Raw genomic sequence first — 18,922 nt, 5'->3', positions numbered from 1 at the left:
CTTCAGGAGCTGCGCAGCGCCCGGCGCAATTCGTCGAGCGCGTCCGCGAGCTGCTCGCGGTGTGCGATGTCGTCCTTGGGGAGGGCGGCGACGCTGACGGCGAGCTCGCGCAGGATGCCGGCGAGGAGGCCGAAATTGAGGTGCAGGTGCACCGATTTGCGTTCGTCGGCCGCGCCGGGATGCTGCAGCACCAGCGCGACGCCGCTGCCGTCGAGCCGCGCCTCGAACCGCGACGAATGCTCGAAGGTACCGACATAGAACTTGTCGGGATATTCGAGCGCGATCTCTGCCTTGTCGGGAACCGGCCTGGACATCTGAACCTCGTCGATATCAGCCATTTCTGGCCGGGAATAAACCGGGCTGCCTTGCGATAGGTCAGAGGCGGCTTTCGGATTTGATCCGGATCAAAGCCAGGCCGCCGCTTTTGCGATCGAATAGCAACTGGCGGGGCCCGGCGCTGTGCGTCCTGCTCCCTTGAGCCGTGAGACGCGTGAGACGATCGATGGACATCCAGGCCACGAATATCCCTGCGGTCGACGATAGCGGACCTGATGTCGCCGGCCTCGAGCTGCCGCCCGATGCGGGCGTGCAGCACTGTCTGCAATTGCTTGTTGATGCCGGCCTGCGGCCGACGCGCCAGCGGCTGGCGCTCGGCCAGTTGCTGTTCCTGCGCGGCCATCGTCATGTCACCGCCGAGAGCCTCTTCGAAGAAGCGATGGCGGCGAGCGCGTATCTGTCGCTCGCGACCGTCTACAACACCCTGAACCAGTTCACCGAGGCCGGCCTGCTGCGCCGGATCGCGGCGGACGGCATCAAGTCGTTCTTCGACACCGATACATCGGTGCACCCGCACTTCTATCTCGAAGGCGAGGATATGCTGGTCGACGTCGCCGAAGGCCTCGCCTTCACCAAGATCCCCGAGGCGCTTCCCGGCCACGAGATCGCGCGGCTCGACGTCATCGTCCATTTGCGCCGCAAGCGCTAGCGCAACCCCGCGCGCCGAAATCCTTCCAGATAGTGCTCGCGATCCCCGTCATTGGCCCACGGCAGTTGCGTCGCGATCCAGTGCAGCGAGATGTCGGGCTGGGTGCGGCGGAGCTCGCTCAGCGCCGTCTCCGCAAGCATCTCGTCGCCGGTCATGCCGGCGGAAACCGCGAGCACGCGGTAGGCGCCGGTGAGATCGCCGCGATGACGGATCGCCTCGCGCGCCAGCGCGATGGCCTCGTCATAACGGCGTTCGGTGAAGCGCGCATAGCCAGCGATGCCGTGATAGATCGCCAGCGACGGATCGCGCGGTGACAGCCGGATCGCCCGTTGCGCGGCCTCGAACGAATCTTTCGATCGCCCGGCATAGGACAGCGCCAGTGCGTAATAGCCCTGCGCCAGCGAGAAGTTCGGATTGAGCGCGAGCGCCTGCTCGAACGCGGACAGCGCGTCCGCGAGCCTGCGTGTCGAGAAGCAGACGCTGCCGAGCGCAACATGCGCCCAGGCATCCTCATGGTCGCAGCGCACCGCGGCCAGCGCGGCGGCTTCCGCCACCGGCGCCACGGCGGCGAGCTCGGCCCAGCCGAGATGCACACCGAACATGTAATTCGCCGCCAGCACCGACAGCGCCTGGCCGTAATTCGGATCGATCCCGATCGCGCGTTCGAGCAGCGTCCGTGCGGTGTCGTGATCGCGCCGGGTCACGCGCCAATAATGTGACAACGCCCGCATCAGCAGATCCCATGCGTCCAGGCTCGCAGGCGCCTTGCGGTGGGCGCGAAAACTTTCGGCCGCGTGAATCTGTGGTTCGATCGCCGCGACGATCGCGTTGGTGATCTCGTCCTGGACGGCGAAGACGTCGACCAGCTCGCGGTCGTAGCGCTCGGCCCACAGATGGCTGCCTGATGTGGCATCGTTGAGCTGCGCGGTGATGCGCACCCGGTTGTTCGCCTTGCGCACGCTGCCTTCGACGACGTAGCTGACGCCGAGCTCCTCCGCGATCTGCCTGAGATGGACTGCGCGTCCCTTGTAGGTGAAGGACGAGTTGCGGGCGATCACCATGAACCAGCGTTGCTTCGACAGCGCCGTGAGGATGTCCTCGCTGATGCCGTCGCCGAAATAGTCCTGCGCGGGATCGCCGCTCATGTTCTCGAAGGCGAGCACCGCGATCGCCGGGCGGTCCCCGACGCGTGAGGGCACGGGCCTGGCTTCGGCCGGCACGATCGACGCTGCCAATTCTTCCCGGACCTCGCCGACGAAACGAAAGCCCTTGCGCGGGATGGTCTTGATCAGCCGCTGCGTCGCGCCGTCGTCGCCGAGCGCCTTGCGCGCGGCGTTGATCCGGCTGTTCAGCGCGGAATCCGAGACGATGCGGTCGCTCCAGACCTGGCTGATCAGGTCATCCTTGCTGACCACACGCGTCCGTTGCGCGACGAGATAGAGCAAGAGGTCGAACACTTGCGGCTGCAGCGGCACGGCAGCCCCGCCGCAGGTGAGCTCCCGCAGGTCGCCGTCGAGCACGTTGTTTTCAAAGCGAAATCGCACGTTTCTGTCGTCTCAAGCAAAAATCAAAGTCGTCTCAGGCGAAAATCAACCGGTCGCGAAAGTCTTAGGCCCGTCCGGGATGCATGGTGAGGCGACCAACGAAGTGCCGGCGTTTTGGCACAACGGAGCTGTTATATGACCCAACTCGATCAACAGGTTCATTCGGTCGGCCCGGAGGTTGCGGGCTTGCGCATTTTCAGGTTCATCGCCTTTTTGTACGGAATTGCGGCGTATCTCGTGTTTTTCGTCACCATTCTCTACGCCATCGGCTTCGTCATGGGTCTGGTGGTGCCCAAGACCATCGATACTGGAACCCAGACCCCGACGACTGAAGCCGTCATCATCAATCTGCTCCTGATGTCGCTGTTCGCCATTCAGCACAGCGTGATGGCGCGCCAGCAGTTCAAGGCCTGGTGGACGCAGTTCGTCCCCAAGCCGGTCGAGCGGAGCACCTATGTGCTGCTGGCGAGCCTGTCATTGCTGCTCCTGTTCTGGCAGTGGCGTCCGCTGCCCGCGATCGTATGGAATGTCGAGGACCCGGATCTCGCCGTGACATTGGTCACGCTGTCCTTCGCGGGGTGGATCCTGGTGTTCACCTCGACCTTCATCATCAATCATTTCGAATTGTTCGGATTGCATCAGGTGACCAACCACCTGGTCGGCAAGGAGATGACGCCGCCGCGCTTCAAGACGCCGCTGCTCTACAATTTCGTCCGCCATCCGATTTATCTCGGCTTCATCATTGCGTTCTGGGCGGCGCCGACCATGACCGCGGGGCATCTGCTGTTTGCGGTCGTCACCACGCTCTACATCTTCGTCGGCATCGCGCTGGAGGAGCACGACCTCGTCGCTCTCTTCGGCGACGAGTACCGGCAGTACAAACAACGGGTGTCGATGCTTATTCCCTGGCGCCGGTCACTCTAGCCTCGGCGCGGCACCGCGGGCGTCCGCCGAACGGAGGACGCCCGGTCGCGCGGAGTGAGCTACCCCAAGCGTCGCACGCATTCCGTCCCCTCGACGTCCCCCGGGGTGATCTCCCCCTTCACCCCGACACCTCTCCCCGCATCCCACCGGTCCCGACATATTGTGGACGAGGAGCGGGGAGAGGATTTCTTTCTCTTCATCAAACGGAGACGACCCAATGAAACATGTCGGAAATTGCTTCTGTGGCGCGGTCACGATCGAGGTTACGGGCGCGCCGGAGGCGATGGGCTATTGCCATTGCCGCTCCTGCCGCTCCTGGTCGGGCGGCCCGGTCAACGCCTTCAGCCTGTGGAAGCCCGAAGCCGTGCGCATCACCGAAGGCGCCCAGCATGTCGAGACCTTTGCCAAGACGGCGCTCAGCCAGCGCAAATATTGCAAGAAGTGCGGCGGCCATCTCATGACCAACCATCCGCCGCTCGGACTGGTCGACGTCTTCACCGCCACCATCCCGACGCTGGCATTCGCGCCCGGCGTTCACGTCAACTATGCCGAGACCGTGCTGCCGATGCGCGACGGCCTGCCCAAGCTGAAGGATTTTCCGGCCGAGTTCGGCGGCAGCGGCGAGATGATGCAGGAGTAGCGGCGCCGGTGTCGAGAGGGCGGCAACCCGCCGCCCTCTTTGTAGAGAAGGATAACGGATCAGCCGCCGCGCGATTCGACGACCTTGCGGCAGCTGTCCGAGAGCTTCGACTTGTTCTCGCGCAGGCAGGCGTTCATCTGCGGCGGCTTGCCGATATGTTCGGCGCAGAATTTGCTGGCGTCGCCACGGCAGGCCATTTGCTCCTGGACCGATGGGCCGGACTGCGCAGCAGCGGGCAGGGCGGTAGCGGCGAGCAGCAGCGCGGCAACAGCTGAAATCTTCATAAAGCACCTCTTTGGAATCGACGTTGGTCCCGACCGGGATCGATCGGGCCGGACCATCTCGCGAAGGCCGGGCGCGGGTCCATGCCATGTTCATGGCGTCGGCCCGGCCTCGCGGCTGCAGCAACCCCCATCTTCATGGCATGTATCCGCCCGCCGTCTTTTGTCATTCAGGCTGCACCTCGGCTGCGAAATCCGGTGATTGCATCGGGACGCCGAACGGGAAGCAGGAGAGCTAGATGTCGAAGAGAGCTGGAGCGCTGAGCGCAAGGCTGACGGTCATGGCGCTGACGGTCATGGCGCTGACGGGCGTGGCGATGGTGTCGCTGGGCACGAGCCCGGCGCAGGCGGTGGTCTATTGCAAGACGGTCGGCGTGCCCAAGGGCTGCGTGGTGCGGCCGACGGCGGCGGTGGTGGTCGCGCCGGGCGCGCCGGTCGCAAGGGCCGCGGTGGTAACGCCCGGCGTCGGCGCGCCCGGTGTCGGCGTGCGCGCGGGAACGCCGATGAATCGCGGCGGCCCGGTCAATCGCGTCGGCGTGCGCTGATACTTCCAATCGATTGAATTGATTGCATCGCTTCGGGCCCAGGGCGCCCTGCGGACGAACCCCCCGTCCTCCGCCGGCAAACCACCCGGCCCGTTCCCTCTCTCCGCGCGTCCCACACGTTCGGAGAGGGGGCTTTTCAGCCCGCAGCCGCGTCGCTGTCGGGAAAACGCTGCGGCAATTGCAGCCGCACGCGCGTCCCGGAAGCATCGGAACTCAGGTCGAGCACCGCGCCGCAGCGCGCGGCGCGGCTTCTCATGTTGCGCAAGCCGCGCGCGGTCTGGCCCGCGCGGGCGGTCTCTCCATGGCCGGCCGGCGCAAAGCCATGGCCGTCGTCGGTCACGCTGATCAGGCCGTACGGCCCCTCGCTTGCGTCGAGCGTCTCGATGGTGACCGCGATGTGGCGGGCCTGCGCGTGCTTGACGGCGTTGGTCACGGCCTCGTCGAGGATGCGCACGATCTGGATGACGTGCCATGGCCGCAGTTCAGGATGCAGCGGCAGCCCCTGCGGGATCGCCACGCGCCAGTCGAGCGTGATGTCGTGCGGCCGCAATTGCGCGCTTGCACGTTCGCGCCAGGAGCCGAGCGCCAGCATCAGGTCGCCGCCGATGTCGTCCATGGAGTCGATGACGAGGCGCAGATCCTTCAGCGCGGCCCGGGCAGCGTCGGTGATGGTCGCGCCCTCATGGCCGCGCTCGGAGAGCGCGACGATGCTGACCAGCTGGCCGCCGAGGCCGTCATGCAGGTCGCGCATCAGGCGCGTGCGCTCATTGGCGAGCGCGGCGGCGCGCGCGCGCTCCTCCTCGCGGACGAAGCTCGCCTTCAGCCGCTCCTCGGCCTCGCGCACGCGCGTCACCAGTTGGCCGGCAAAGCTGTCGACCTGGTTCAATGCGCGGGCGAAGCGCCAGGTCAGTCCCGCGCCGATCGCGACCAGCATCGCCGAATAGGACAGGCGCGAAACGAAGATGCGATCGTTGCTCGCGATCTCGAGCACCGTGAGCATGTCCTGGATCCAGCAGACCAGCACGATGGTGACGGCGCAGCCGATCGTGAAGCTTGCCGCGTCCTGCCGCCGGACGACCGCGGTCGCGGTCACCCAGGCCATCAGAACCAGGCAAAGCCCGACCGTGGGGATGCCGAGCACCAGAAAAAGAATGCGCGGCAGCGGCGGGCCTCCGATCAGCCCGACCACGAACACGACCAGGCCCGGCACGAACAGCAGCATGCCGTAGCGCGGCCAGCGCCAGCCGAAGAACAGCACGCCGAACATGACGACCAACGCGCTCTCGATCGGCGCGGACGCCAGCAGCACGGCGGCAAGCCGCGACGTGGCGGCCGGCGGCACCGGCGGCGGGACGTAGGCCTGCACCACGCCGAGCACCATCGCAGCCGCCAACACACCATAGACCGGCTCGCGGCGCCGCATCAGCCACATGATCGCGAGGATGACGGCCAGGATCGACTGCCAGGCCGAAAACACCACCGGCAGGGTGACGAACAGCAGCGTGCGCGTCTCATAGGCTGGACGCAAGGCGGCGTCGGGTCCGACATACACCGTGTCGAGAAAGCCCTTCAACGGCCCCCACACGAACAGGCGCACCGTGATCTCGTTGGCGCCCTCGCGCAGCAGCGAGGCGGGGATAGCTGCGATCTGCGGCGTGTTGCGGTCGGGCCGATTGGCGTTGGCGTCGCGCCGGGAATCGAGCACGACGACGCCGTCGACGGCGACCTCGACCGCGTTGCTGAAGCGCGGCAGGTAGACCGACCATCCTGCCGCCGCATCGCCGCGGTGGAACGTGAAGCTGCCGGCGTAGAGCGGGGGGTCGGCCAGGGAATAGCGCGAAGCCGTGAAATGCGGCAACGTCACGGGCAGCGTCACGCCGTCCTGCCGCAGCGAAAACCCGCTCAACGCAAAATCGTCGGGATCGCTCGGCTGCAGCAGCTGCAGCCCGAGAACGGTGGCGATCACGATCAGGGCCTGCAGCAGCAGATAGGGCACGAGGCGCGAGGCGATCAGCCGGCGCCGCGGGCGCGTGGGTGCCTTTGCAGGTGCTTTGGCCGCGATCTCGCTCACAGCTTGATCAGGCCCTGCTGCACCGCCTCGAACACCGCTTCGCCGCGCGTGTGCACCTCGAGCTTGCGATAGATGTTCTTGATATGGCCGGGCACGGTCTGCTTGGACAGGCCGAGATGGCTGGCGATCTCGGCATAGCTGAAGCCTTTTGCGATGCCCCAGAGGATGTCGATCTCGCGCGGCGTGAGCCTCGCCGTATTGAGCACGGGGCCGGGCGGCGGCTCCGCCGAATTTGGCGCGGCACCTTGTGTTCTGCGCACGATGAAGCGCGCGATCGAGGCCGAGATCGGCGAATGGCCGGCGACCAGATCGCGCACCGTGGTGGCGATGTCGGTAGGGAAGGCATCCTTGAGCAGATAGCCGGTGGCGCCGACCGTGATCGCGGAGATCACGCTTTCCTCGTCGCCGAGGGCCGAGATCACCATGATCTCGGTGTCGGGGAAGCGCTGCCTCATCTCGCGGATCAGCTCGACGCCGTGGCCGTCGGGCAGCCGCAGATCGGTCAGCAGCACGCGGGGCGCGCCGCCGGCGAGGGCGGAACGGGCTTCACCGAGCGTGCCGGCGCTGCGCACCTCGTAGCCGGCCTTGACCAGCGCATCCTGCAGCCGCCAGCAGGTCGGCGCGTCGTCCTCGACGAGGAGGATGGTGATGGCTTCACCCGTCCCGCCCTGTTCGGTCATGATCCTGGTCCCGCGACCCGCGTGTCCCCCGCGGCGCAAGGGCAAGTTTAGCCGCAGTGCGGATGTCGTGACACCCATAATCATGGGGGCGGGAGAATCCAGCGGTCTGGACCGAACAGCACCGGGCCGTGCCGGCCTGCCTGTCCAGGCCGGCGCCTACAATTTCGCTTCGGCAGGTTTCGGCGCTTCCGCGGGTTTCGCGGGATCGGTGGGCGGCGGAAGCCGCTGCACCCTGATAAGCGCCGTGCCGCTGTTGTTGTCGTAGAATTTCCTGAGCCGGCCCTGGAAAGGCGCCAGGAACGACGGCGTCATGCTGCCGGGCAGGACGGTCGGAAATATCTGGACGGCATCGTTGACATAGAAGAACAGCTCGCCGGAATCGGGTGCGACGAATTCGGCGACGACACGGCCGGTCAGATTCTGTCTGTTCCAGACGTCGCGGGCGGCAGGCAGGTCGTCTGTGGGGATGGGCTGAAAATCGTCGAGCGCTTCCAGCCGCGCGCGATGTGGATCGTTCTTGCCGAGCTCTTCCTCGACGCGAACCCAATATCTGTGGTCGGGATCCTTGTTGAGATCGTCCTCGGCGGGAAGCGTCGGACGCTTCCGGCGCGGCAGTTCATCTGCCGGCATCACGTTGACGGCCGTGAGCGGAATGTCGTTCATGCCTTTCGAACCGACACGCACCACCGGCTGGAACCAGTCGGCGTCAAAGAGCCGTCGCATCGGCACGAAGACGGTGTGGGCCAGGTCGGTCTCGAAGCCGTTCACGCCGGTCATGATGGTGCGATCGAACCAGGGCTCGTCGATGTCGAGCCAGACCCGGTATTTGCGGCCTTTCTCGACCGCAAGTCCGCTCCACCAGCAAAGGTCCCTGGTCTCGAACACGGCGCGGGCGGGCAAGGGCTCGTCGAGCACGGGCTTGCCGCGCTCGACGCGCGTGCCGCTTGCGGACTTGGTCTCCGGCAGTGAACAGACTTCGCCGAGCGCGACGCGGCCGGTGAAATAGCTGGTGGATGCGATCAGCAAGACCGAGCTGAAGATGATGAAGAGAAAGGCGAGCGGCACCAGCCGCCTGGCGAAGAGGGTTCGCGCCGGTCCGGCATGGTGCCGCATCCAGTTGGCGATCGCGAGCGCCCGGCTGGATGTCGCGACGTGCTTCCTGCTGGCCTTGCGGCGCGGCGTGTTCCAGGCGAGCCGCGCGCGCTCCTGGATGTTGTCGCGCAGCGCGGCGTTCTCTTTCCACACCCACAGCGTGATCAAGAGCACGATGGAGGTCAGCACCGGGTAATACGTCGCGATGTCGAGCCAGGGCTTTGCATAGGAGGGCAGCACGTCCCGCAGGATGTTGGTGACCGGCGCCACGACGGCGCCGAGCAGCCAATCCGCGTTGGTGATCAGCTTCAGGAACCACGTGTCATGCAGGCCTCCGTCCTCGGACGAGCCGACGAGGCCGCGCGCGATCCAGGGAAAGACGGCAATAAATCCGACCATGAACAGCAGCGAGAAATAAGCAACGCGCCGCCACCACACCGTGTCGCGCGTCAGGCTCGACATATCGGGATCGGGCGTGCTCATCGCGGTAAAGGCTTTCGCCTCCTCCTCGCGTCGAGGGCCCGTCGCCTTTGCCAGATAGGCGTCTTTCAGAGCCTCGCGCGCGCGCTGCTCTTCGAGCTCGCGGTCCTCTCCCTCGGAACGCAGCGGCAACCTCGTTCCGTCCGGCAGCAGCACCAGGCAGTTCGCCGGAAGCATGATCGGCGCGTAATCGTCGCAGCCGAGCAGCATGCGCTCGATGACGGCGAAGTGCACCACCGGCAGCCCGCCATTCTCATCTCCGCCGAGGATCGGACGCGGCCCGTAGCGGTACAGCACCGCCGCGCCGCTGCGGGAATCATGCCTGGGTCCGAGCGCCGATTGATATTCCCTGAAATGCTCGATCTCGCCGTCCTGGAAGCGCAGCCGGCCGCCGAGCTGCTCGACCATCCAGACCAGCGGCACGAAGGACAGCGTGGATTCCGGATAGCCGCCGCCGATATCGGAATGAACGCCCGTGAACCACACTTCCTTGACGATCTGTCCCTGCGCCAGATGGCTCTGGTCGATCCTCAGCGGATGAAAAGTGGTGCGTTCGTCGTCGAGCGCGAGCGCGTGACAGGCATGCCTGACCTTGTGCGACAGCCGGTGATTGCGGAACGAGATCGGCCAGATCGCCCAGTCGACGGCGAGACGGAGCTCCTCGACCGGAACGCCGAACGCCTCGACGGTGTCGAACAGACCGAGGAATGCGATCTCGACCTCGGTGCGCCCGTTCATCTTGCTCCGCACCTCGGCATAGCTACGGTGCCGGCAAAGCCAGTGATAGACGAACAGCAGGACATCGCGAATCCAGCGCGTGACCCAGATCGTCGGCAGGCTCTTGGTCCAGGGCACGGTCTCGCGCCGGTACTCGCGCCAGGCGGCTTTGACGTTGCGCCCCATCTCCGCATGCGACACCGGCGTGTCGTCGATCTCCGCCGGCACCAGGCCCTGGCTCGAGATCAGCGCCGCCAGCGTGCGCGCGGTGAAGGCGCCGCGGCTGAAGCCGAAGATGTAGATGTCGTCGCCCGGTCGCCAGTTCCAGCACAGGAAGCGATAGAGCTTGCGGACGTTGCCGGGGACGCCGACGCCGGTGGCGCCGTCGAGCGCGGCGAGCGGTGCCCAGCCGGCGGTGCCGACACCCTTGATGTAATGCGCGATCTGATCGGGCTGGGTATGGTCCAGGGCTTCATAGAGACGCCAGACGCTGGATTCCTGCGTGGTGAAAGCATTGCCGGTGCCGTCGGCGAACAGCACCAGCTTGCGTCTTGGCAGGGCCGCGCTCGCGCTCCCGCTGGCATTCCCATCACTGTCGCTGGGCGCGCGTTCCGGCCTCGGAGAATCGGCGTTCCCCCCGACATCATGATGCGTCATGGGCCCCTCCGGCAATTCAACAAGGAAAGCGTCAGGCCAAACCGGGCATCATTTCCCGGAATCAATCAATGGTTGAAATCTCTGAAACATGAAAATACAGGTGCATTCTGCGCACAATCCCGCTGAGGTAGCAAGTGGGATCATGCCGCCCCGCCGTGTCGGGTCGTCGCTGAATGGCAGCGGCGATCCCGTGGCGCTGCTTCCGGCGGTCGTTGTCTCCGTGGCGACGGCTTTGTGCTGGATGTGTTGACGCCGTTACGAGAGATCCACCCGCGGCGGCGGGTAGCGCCGCGCCAACAGCGATAGCGACAGATCCCGCTCGTCCGCCGGCAGCTCCAGATAGGCCAGCACGAGCGGCCGCTTCCAGTCGCCGACGCCGAAATCCATCGCCATCCATTTCTGCGGTTCGGGGCCTTCGAGGCCCCGAACCCAGACGAAATAGCGGGGGAGGTCGTCGGCGTCCGTCCTGCGTGTCCTGGCCATCAAACTGTCCGCTGCATCGGATTGTTGCCACAGGATATAGGGACTGGCGCGGCGAAGTCGAACGCGTCCACACGCATAATCTCTCCTCCTCGTCATTGCGAGGAGCTCTTGCGACGAAGCAATCCAGACCGTTTCCGCGGATGCATTCCTGGATTGCTTCGCTTCCGCCTTCGCTCTTCGAGCTTCGGCGGACGAGGCGCTCGCAATGACGGGAGAGGGCGTGCCTCCCTCTCTCTCGTGCCCCGGACGCAGCGCAGCGCTACTTCAGCGGTGCGCTGCAGAGCCGGGACACACCGTGCCGCGATCTCAAAATTCTGCTTGACCGAAATTCGGAAATGTCGTATGTGTCGCGCATCCTGGCCCAAGGATAAGGGGCGTTTCGCGATCGTCACGATGCGCGGGCCGGGTGGCGGTGGACGGGGAGCGCATCGGCGCGCCAGCAATCGCAGGGCGGGTTTGGCCCGTGAGCGGTTGAGCAGCGCGCACACGACCGGTGCGGTCCGCGTACGGCAAAAGCGTGTCGTCCTGACGCCCGGGGTCTGTGCGTCAAGGCTTGCGGTGATGTGAGCTGCCCAACCGGGCGTGCGCATCAGCCATCCGCAAGGCGACGGGGGCAATAGTGCATCGCTCCCCGGGGAGAGCGCGCCATAAGCCGTAAAGCCATTGCGCAGGGAAGGCCGGGATGTCCCGGCGTCACCTGTGGTCACCCCGCGTGCGTCTTGTCGCGTGCGGACCCTGGGTGCCAGCCGGCGCCCCGGCCTTCCCTGCGCCCTTTGTTCTCGAGGAGGGCGAAACGGACAGCAAAGCTCGGGCGGAACGCGCCGCGAGACCGCGAAGGCGTGTCTGGCGATGAAGGTCCCAGCCGCTTGTGTCCCGGACGCGCTGCAGCGTGCAACGCTGCTGCGCAGAGCCGGGACCCAGAAGCTCCACAATTGCTCGGGAGAGATGGGCCCCGGCTCTGCAGCGCACCGCAAGCGCGCTGCGCTGCGTCCGGGGCACTGCGGCATCGAGGCCAGTTTGCACCGCCCCCAACTTCGTCTTGCACTGCGGTAGAAAAATATCGCACACTCCACCGGACTGAGGAGCCGCAGGGAGCTCTTGAAGAGGAGCGAGCCATGTCCCTCCAGACCGCACCATCCGACAGCGCCGAGCATCGCGCCAACCGCCCTGAGGACGTCCAGGCGCTGGAGGCCGACGCGCGGCTGCGCGACGACATCCGCCTGCTCGGGCGCATCCTCGGCGACACCGTGCGCGATCAGGAGGGCGCCGATGTGTTCGACCTGGTCGAGCGTATCCGCCAGACCTCGATCCGCTTCCACCGCGACGAGGACCGGCTCGCCCGCCGCGAGCTCGAGCAGATCCTCGACAGCATGTCGACCTCGGAAACAGTGCGGATCGTCCGCGCCTTCAGCTATTTCTCCCACCTCGCCAACATCGCCGAGGACCAGAACAACATCCGCCAGATGCGGGCTCGCAGCGCAGGCAAGAGCTCCGGCGTGCTGGCGGAGACGCTGGCCCACGCCAGGGACGCCGGCATCGGCCCCGATCAGCTCCGCAGCTTCTTCAAGTCCGCGCTGGTCAGCCCGGTGCTGACCGCGCACCCGACCGAAGTCCGCCGCAAGAGCACCATGGACCGCGAGATGAAGGTCGCCGGCCTGCTCGACCGCCGCGAGCGCGTGGCGCTGACCGCGGAGGAGGCCGATGCCAGCGACGAGCAGCTGCGCCGCGAGGTGCTGACGCTGTGGCAGACCAATCTCTTGCGCCGGACCAAGCTCACCGTGCTCGACGAGGTCGCCAACGGCCTGTCGTTCTACGACTACACCTTCCTGCGCGAGGTGCCGCGCCTCGTCAACGCGCTCGAAGACCGGCTGGAGGAGGGCGGCGAGCAGGCGGCCTCCGAACTCGCCTCGTTCCTGCGCATGGGCAGCTGGATCGGCGGCGACCGCGACGGCAATCCCTTCGTCACCGCCGACGTCATGCGCGGCACGCTGCGGCTGCAGTCGAGCCGGGTGATGCAGTTCTATCTGGAAGAGCTGCACGTGCTCGGCTCGGAACTGTCGATCGCGGCGCATCTCGCCGACGTCTCCGAGGAGCTGCGCAACCTGGCGGAGCGCTCGCCCGACACCTCGCCGCACCGGAGCGGCGAGCCTTATCGCCTCGCGGTGTCAGGCATCTATGCGCGCCTGACCGCGACGGCCGAAAAGCTCGCGGTCGAGATCACGCGCCGGCCGGTCGGCAAGGGTGCGCCGTATGCGAGCGTGAAGGAGCTGCAGGCCGATCTCGACGTGCTGCACCGCTCGCTGATCTCCAACAACGCTCGCGTCATCGCCCGCGGCCGGCTGCGGCTGCTGCGGCGCGCGGTGGACTGCTTCGGCTTCCATCTGGCCCGGCTCGACATCCGCCAGAACTCGGCGGTGCACGAACGCACCATTGCCGAGCTGATGGATGCCGCCAACCCCGGCATGTCCTATCTCGCGCTCGGCGAGGAGGCGCGCATTTCGCTGCTCACCAACGAATTGCGCTCGACGCGCGCACTGGTCTCCCCGTTCGTCAAATACAGCGACGAGACCATGGGCGAGCTCAACGTCTTCCATGCCGCAGCTGAAGCGCATGCGATGTTCGGCTCGGACGCCATTCCCCAATGCATCATCTCGATGTGCAAGGGCATGTCCGACATGCTCGAGGTCGCCGTGCTCCTGAAGGAGGTCGGCCTCGTCCATCCCTCCGGGCGCAGCGCCATCAACATCGTGCCGCTGTTCGAGACCATCGAGGATCTGCAGGCTTCAAGCGGCATCATGGACCGCATGCTGTCGCTGCACGATTACCGCCGCCTGGTCGACAGCCGCGGCAGCGTGCAGGAGGTCATGCTCGGCTATTCCGACAGCAACAAGGATGGCGGCTTCGTCACCTCGGGCTGGGAGCTCTACAAGGCCGAGATCAATCTCGTCGAAGTGTTCGAGCGCCATCACGTGCGCTTACGCCTGTTCCATGGCCGCGGCGGCTCGGTCGGCCGCGGCGGCGGTCCGAGCTATGATGCCATCATCGCGCAGCCCGGCGGCGCCGTGAACGGCCAGATCCGCATCACCGAGCAGGGCGAGATCATCTCGTCGAAATATTCCAACGCCGAGGTCGGTCGCAACAATCTGGAGATTCTTGCGGCGGCGACGCTTGAAGCAAGTCTGCTGCATCCGCGCCAGAGCGCGCCGCGTCGCGAATATCTGACCGCGATGGACGAATTGTCGAATCTCGCCTTCAAGGCTTATCGCGGCCTCGTCTACGAGACCGACGGCTTCGTCGATTATTTCTGGTCCTCGACCGTGATCAACGAGATCGCGACGCTGAACATCGGCAGCCGTCCGGCCTCGCGCAAGAAGACCCGGGCGATCGAGGATCTTCGCGCGATCCCCTGGGTGTTCTCATGGGCGCAATGCCGCTTGATGCTGCCGGGCTGGTACGGTTTTGGCAGCGCGGTCGAGCAGTGGATCGCGGAGCATCCCGACAAGGGCATGCCGTTCCTGAAAGAGCTCTACAGGGAATGGCCGTTCTTCCGCATGCTGCTCTCGAACATGGACATGGTGCTCGCCAAAAGCTCGATCGCGATCGCCTCGCGCTATGCCGAGCTGGTGCCGGACGAAGCCTTGCGCGAGAAGATTTTCGGCCGCATCCGCCGCGAATGGCATTCCTGCATCGAGACGCTCCTGGACATCATGGGGCAGGACCGGTTGCTGCAGGGCAATCCGCTGCTGGAGCGATCGGTGCGCCACCGCTTCCCCTATCTCGATCCGCTCAACCACGTGCAGGTCGAGCTCTTGAAGGAGCATCGCGCGCAGAACCCGGACGAGCAGGTGCTGCGCGGGATTCAGCTGACGATCAACGGGATTTCGGCGGGGTTGCGGAATACGGGGTAAGAGCTACACCCTCGGCCGTCATGGCCGGGACAAGCCCGGCCATGACGCGTGATGAGAGCGCAGTATCAACAGAAATGCGCGCCTTGCGTCTCCACATAGACCGCGTAGAGCGACTGGCTTGCAGTCATGAACAGGCGGTTGCGCTTCTTGCCGCCGAAGCAGACATTGGCGCAGGTCTCGGGCAAGAGGATCTGCCCGATCCGCGCGCCGTCGGTCGGCGCGAACACCTGCACGCCGTCATAGCCGGGACCGACCCAGCCGGCGCCGACCCAGATGTTGCCCTCGGTGTCGACGCGCAAGCCGTCAGGGAAGCCGGACTTGCCGTCGAGCGTCATGTCGATCAGCTTTTTCGGATTGGACAGCTTGGCCCCGTCGATGTCGTAGGCCCACACCACGTTCTTGGCTTCAGGATAGTGCGTGATGCCGGTGTCGCAGACATAGAGCTTCTTGTAATCGTGGCTGAAGGCGATGCCGTTCGGCTTGAACGGCTCGTCCGCGACCTTCGCCACCTGTCCGGTCTGGGTGTCGAGGCGATAGACGGCTTCCTTCTGGTGCGGCTGCAGCGAGCCGGTGTTTGCGAGCTTGCCCTCGTAGATGCTGATCGCGCCGTAGCCGGGATCGGTGAACCAGATCGCCTTGTCGTTGGGATGCACCACCATGTCGTTCGGGCCGTTGAGCGGCTTGCCGCCCGCCTGCTCGGCCAGCGTCGTCACCGAACCGTCGTGCTCGTAGCGGACGAGGCGGGTGCGCTCGGCGCTGAGCTGGCGTCCCTCGGTGTCGAACGAATTGCCGTTGGCCTCGTTCGACGGCTTGTGGAATTGCTCGGAGATATGGCCGTCATCGTCGAGATAGCGCAGCTGCCGGTTGGCCGGGATATCGCTCCAGACGAGATATTGTCCCTGCGCATTCCAGGCCGGCCCTTCCGCCCAGAGGCAGCCGGTGTAGAGCCGCTTGATCGCGGTGTTGCCGACCTTGGCCTTGAAGCGCTTGGGATCGATGGCGATGATGTCGGGGTCGGGATAGCGCTGCGGCTCGGCATTGGCGCCGAAGTCGCGGGCGTCGGCATTGGAGGCGAGCAGGGTCGATGCGGCGAGTGTCGCTGCACCCTGCAGCAGCGCGCGGCGGCCGAGACCGCCGCCTGCAGTCGTGTCGTCGGGGTTGGTCAGTATTCTTGTCATGGTTTCCTCCCAAAGTTTTGTTGGGAGGCGACCATTCGCCCGCAATCAGGCGTAAACCGGGGCGATCTCCGGACAAGACAACCGGAGATCGCAGGGCAGGGATGCCGGAAATGCGGCTAGACGGGATCCCAGGTGAAGATGTCGGCGGAACGGTCGAGCTTGTAGAACGAGCCCTTCAGCGCCGGCATGCCGTGTTCCGCGATCGATTGCGGCGTCCAGCCTTCGCTCCGCTGCACCGAGCGGATCGGACGGTTCTGGCTGAACAGGAAGATCTCGTTCATGCGCACGCCAAAGATCTGGCCGGTGACGTCCTTGGCGGAATCGGAGATCAGATAGCCGCAGAGCGGCGCGATCTTCTCCGGCCCCATCTGCTTGATCTTTTCGACCCGCGCCTTCTCCGCTTCAGTCTCGGTCGGGATGGTGCCGATCATGCGCGTCCAGGCGAACGGCGAGACGCAGTTCGAACGAACATTGAAACGGCCCATGTCCAGCGCGATGGATTTGGAGAGGCCGACGATGCCGAGCTTGGCGGCGGCGTAGTTGGCCTGGCCAAAATTGCCGATCAGGCCGGAAGTCGAGGTGAAGTGCACGAAGGAGCCCGACTCCTGCTCGCGGAAGATGCGCGCCGCGGCGTGGCTGACATAGAACGAGCCCATCAGATGCACCTTGATGACGGCTTCGAAGGCTTCGACGCTCATCTTGTGGAAGATCATGTCGCGCAAGATTCCGGCATTGTTGACGACGCCGTCGAGCCGGCCGAAATGATCGGTCGCGGTCTTCACGATCTTGCTCGCCGGGATCGCTTCCGCCACCGACTCGAAATTGGCGACCGCGGTGCCGCCGCGCTTCTTGATCTCCTCGACCACTTCCTCGGCAGGCGCCGCGTTCGAGCCGGCACCGTCCGAGGCTCCGCCGGGATCGTTGACGACGACCTTGGCGCCTTCCGCCGCGCAGAGCAGCGCGATCTCGCGCCCGATGCCGCGGCCTGCGCCGGTGACGATGATGACCTTGTCTTGCAGTGATTTGCTCATGTGCCTTACCTCTCGTTCGTAAACACGATCGTGCCACTCGCCGCGAACATGCCGCCGACGCCATGACACACCGAAATCTTCGCGTTCGGCACTTGCGCCGGCGCAATGCCACGCATCTGCCGCACGCTCTCCTGAAGCGCGTACATGCCGTACATGCCCGAATGCATATAGCTCAATCCGCCGCCATTGGTGTTGAGCGGAAGCTTCCCGCCGGGCCGCGTATTGCCATCTGCGATGAACTTGCCGGTCTCCTCATGCGGCATGAATCCGAGATCGCCGAGGCCGAACAGCGGCAGATGCGCGAAGGCATCGTAGATCATGAGGTGATCGACGTCCTTATGTACGATGCCGGCCTCCTTGAAGGCCAGCGGCCCTGCGGTCTTGAACGCGCGCGAGGAGTTGAACGTCTCCATCTGGCTGACCATCGGCGTCTCCACGCTCTCGCCGGTGCCCATGATGTAGACGGGCTTGCGCGGAAAATCCCTGGCGCGGTCGGCCGAGGTCAGGATCAGCGCGCCGCCGCCGTCGGTGACGAGACAGCACTGCAGCAGCCGGAACGGATAGGCGATCATGCGCGAGTTGAGGACATCGGCGACCGTGATCGGGTCCTTCATCATCGCGCGCGGATTCTTCGCCGCCCATTCCCGCTGCACCACCGCCACCGAGGCAAGCTGCTCATGCGTGATGCCGTAGGTCTTCATGAAGCGCAGCACGGGAATCGGGAACATGCTCGGCGGCCCGTAGACCCCGAACGGCGCCTCGAACTGGCCCTGCAGGCTGTCGGCCGGGATCGAGCGCGGTGCCTTGCCGATCATCGACTTGCCGCTCTCGGCATGCGTGATCAGCACGGTCTTGCACAGCCCGGCCTCGATCGCGGCAGCGGCGTGCCGAACATGCAGCATGAAGGAGCAGCCGCCGACCGAGGTGCCGTCCACCCAGGTCGGCTTGATGCCGAGATAGTGGCAGACCTGCTGCGGCGTCTCCACCGCCGTGGCAAAGCCGTCGATGTCGGAGAGCTTCAGCCCGGCATCGGCGATGGCGTTGAGCGCCGCATCCGCGTGCAGCTGGAGCTGCGAGGCGTTGGGGATGACACCGAGCTCGGTGGTCTCGGCCGCGCCGACGACGGCAACCTGATTTTTGCGCATGGCTTACCCCTTCGCCGGACGAAACACGGGGAGGGTGATCTTGTCGTCGAGCGCCTGGAAGGCGACCTCGAGCTTCATGTCGAGCTCGAGCGCCTCGGGCGTCTGCGGGCAGTCGATGATGTTGCTCATCATCCGCGGCCCCTCGGCAAGCTCCACCACCGCAATCGCGTAAGGCGGCGTGAAGCCGGGCGCAGCGGGACGGTGATTGATCACGTAGCTGTAGAGGAAGCCCCTGCCGCTCGCCTTGAAGATGCTGACCTTGCGCGAGGCGCAGGACGGGCAGAACGGGCGCGGCGGGAAGTAGACATGCGCGCAGGCGTCGCAGCGTTGCAGGCGCAATTCGCCGGCTTTGGTGCCGTCCCAGAAATGCTGGGTCTCCGGCGTCGGTTTCGGTCGCGCGCGCTGCGGTTCGGCCATCTCGGAACGCCCTCCCAGAAGAAAATCTTGATCGGGCAGGCTTCACGCCCGCCTGTTTCGATCTTGATGCGACAATCGACCATGGTGCGTCAACGGTCCAGCAATACGCATGCATGCCATCATGCGCACAATGCTTGTGTCGAA

At 65.5% G+C, this 18,922-nt stretch carries 16 protein-coding genes; 5 read left to right on the top strand and 11 right to left on the bottom strand.

The window, feature by feature from the left end:
• Positions 1–2 precede the first annotated feature (2 nt).
• Entirely contained in the window at positions 3–314 is a 312-nt protein-coding gene (locus tag AABA86_RS17315) for a hypothetical protein (RefSeq protein WP_212247284.1), read from the bottom strand.
• A gap of 188 nt (positions 315–502) precedes the next feature.
• On the opposite strand from AABA86_RS17315, the gene irr reads away from it, so the two are divergent.
• Entirely contained in the window at positions 503–985 is a 483-nt protein-coding gene (irr, locus tag AABA86_RS17310) for a Fur family transcriptional regulator Irr (protein WP_246550133.1), read from the top strand.
• Here irr and AABA86_RS17305 read toward each other — a convergent pair.
• The gene (locus tag AABA86_RS17305; protein WP_338307644.1) at positions 982–2,529 is read right to left on the bottom strand and encodes a winged helix-turn-helix domain-containing tetratricopeptide repeat protein; all 1,548 of its coding nucleotides are present in this window, start codon (positions 2,527–2,529) and stop codon (positions 982–984) included. The genes irr and AABA86_RS17305 overlap by 4 nt on opposite strands.
• A 135-nt stretch (positions 2,530–2,664) precedes the next feature.
• Here AABA86_RS17305 and mddA point away from each other — a divergent pair, with 135 nt between their 5' ends.
• Together mddA and AABA86_RS17295 are read left to right on the top strand one after the other, a co-directional pair.
• On the top strand, positions 2,665–3,453 hold the full coding sequence (gene mddA, locus AABA86_RS17300; RefSeq protein WP_212247280.1) for a methanethiol S-methyltransferase: 789 nt from the start codon (positions 2,665–2,667) through the stop codon (positions 3,451–3,453).
• 217 nt (positions 3,454–3,670) lie between these two features.
• Complete coding sequence (locus tag AABA86_RS17295; protein ID WP_212247279.1) at positions 3,671–4,093, top strand: GFA family protein; 423 nt, start codon at positions 3,671–3,673, stop codon at positions 4,091–4,093.
• Between the two features lie 59 nt (positions 4,094–4,152).
• Here AABA86_RS17295 and AABA86_RS17290 read toward each other — a convergent pair whose 3' ends face one another.
• A complete protein-coding gene (locus AABA86_RS17290; protein ID WP_212247278.1) occupies positions 4,153–4,377 on the bottom strand; it encodes a hypothetical protein in 225 nt (74 codons plus the stop codon).
• A gap of 236 nt (positions 4,378–4,613) precedes the next feature.
• On the opposite strand from AABA86_RS17290, the gene AABA86_RS17285 reads away from it, so the two are divergent.
• On the top strand, positions 4,614–4,919 hold the full coding sequence (locus tag AABA86_RS17285; protein ID WP_338307643.1) for a hypothetical protein: 306 nt from the start codon (positions 4,614–4,616) through the stop codon (positions 4,917–4,919).
• A gap of 136 nt (positions 4,920–5,055) precedes the next feature.
• Here the strand turns inward: AABA86_RS17285 and AABA86_RS17280 are convergent, their stop codons facing one another.
• From AABA86_RS17280 to AABA86_RS17265, 4 genes are all read right to left on the bottom strand, one after another.
• The gene (locus AABA86_RS17280) at positions 5,056–6,990 is read right to left on the bottom strand and encodes a sensor histidine kinase (RefSeq protein ID WP_338307642.1); all 1,935 of its coding nucleotides are present in this window, start codon (positions 6,988–6,990) and stop codon (positions 5,056–5,058) included.
• On the bottom strand, positions 6,987–7,670 hold the full coding sequence (locus AABA86_RS17275) for a response regulator transcription factor (RefSeq protein WP_338307641.1): 684 nt from the start codon (positions 7,668–7,670) through the stop codon (positions 6,987–6,989). Before AABA86_RS17275 ends, AABA86_RS17280 begins: the two co-directional genes overlap by 4 nt.
• Before the next feature lie 156 nt (positions 7,671–7,826).
• Positions 7,827–10,616 (bottom strand): DUF2235 domain-containing protein, encoded by a 2,790-nt coding sequence (locus tag AABA86_RS17270; RefSeq protein ID WP_338307640.1) that lies wholly within the window; start codon positions 10,614–10,616, stop codon positions 7,827–7,829.
• 255 nt (positions 10,617–10,871) lie between these two features.
• Complete coding sequence (locus AABA86_RS17265) at positions 10,872–11,099, bottom strand: hypothetical protein (protein WP_038948568.1); 228 nt, start codon at positions 11,097–11,099, stop codon at positions 10,872–10,874.
• A 1,115-nt stretch (positions 11,100–12,214) separates the two neighbouring features.
• Between AABA86_RS17265 and ppc the strand changes: the two genes are divergently transcribed.
• Positions 12,215–15,007 carry a phosphoenolpyruvate carboxylase gene (ppc, locus tag AABA86_RS17260; RefSeq protein WP_338307639.1) on the top strand — a complete coding sequence of 931 codons (2,793 nt, stop codon included), beginning with the start codon at positions 12,215–12,217 and terminating at the stop codon, positions 15,005–15,007.
• 65 nt (positions 15,008–15,072) lie between these two features.
• Here the strand turns inward: ppc and AABA86_RS17255 are convergent, their stop codons facing one another.
• The 4 genes from AABA86_RS17255 to AABA86_RS17240 all read right to left on the bottom strand — a co-directional run bounded on the left by AABA86_RS17255 (position 15,073) and on the right by AABA86_RS17240 (position 18,778).
• A complete protein-coding gene (locus AABA86_RS17255; protein WP_212251271.1) occupies positions 15,073–16,185 on the bottom strand; it encodes an SMP-30/gluconolactonase/LRE family protein in 1,113 nt (370 codons plus the stop codon).
• 116 nt (positions 16,186–16,301) lie between these two features.
• A complete protein-coding gene (locus AABA86_RS17250) occupies positions 16,302–17,216 on the bottom strand; it encodes an SDR family oxidoreductase (protein WP_038947755.1) in 915 nt (304 codons plus the stop codon).
• A gap of 5 nt (positions 17,217–17,221) precedes the next feature.
• Positions 17,222–18,361, bottom strand: coding sequence for a thiolase C-terminal domain-containing protein (locus AABA86_RS17245; RefSeq protein ID WP_338307638.1), 1,140 nt, complete (start codon positions 18,359–18,361; stop codon positions 17,222–17,224).
• Positions 18,362–18,364: 3 nt separating this feature from the next.
• Entirely contained in the window at positions 18,365–18,778 is a 414-nt protein-coding gene (locus AABA86_RS17240; protein ID WP_338307637.1) for a Zn-ribbon domain-containing OB-fold protein, read from the bottom strand.
• Positions 18,779–18,922: the final 144 nt, after the last annotated feature.

Source organism: Bradyrhizobium sp. TM233, assembly GCF_036247965.1.
GTDB classification, from domain to species: Bacteria; Pseudomonadota; Alphaproteobacteria; order Rhizobiales; family Xanthobacteraceae; genus Bradyrhizobium; species Bradyrhizobium ottawaense.
The sequence above is the reverse complement of the archived record's forward strand: the minus strand, read 5'-3'. Positions and strand labels throughout refer to the sequence as shown.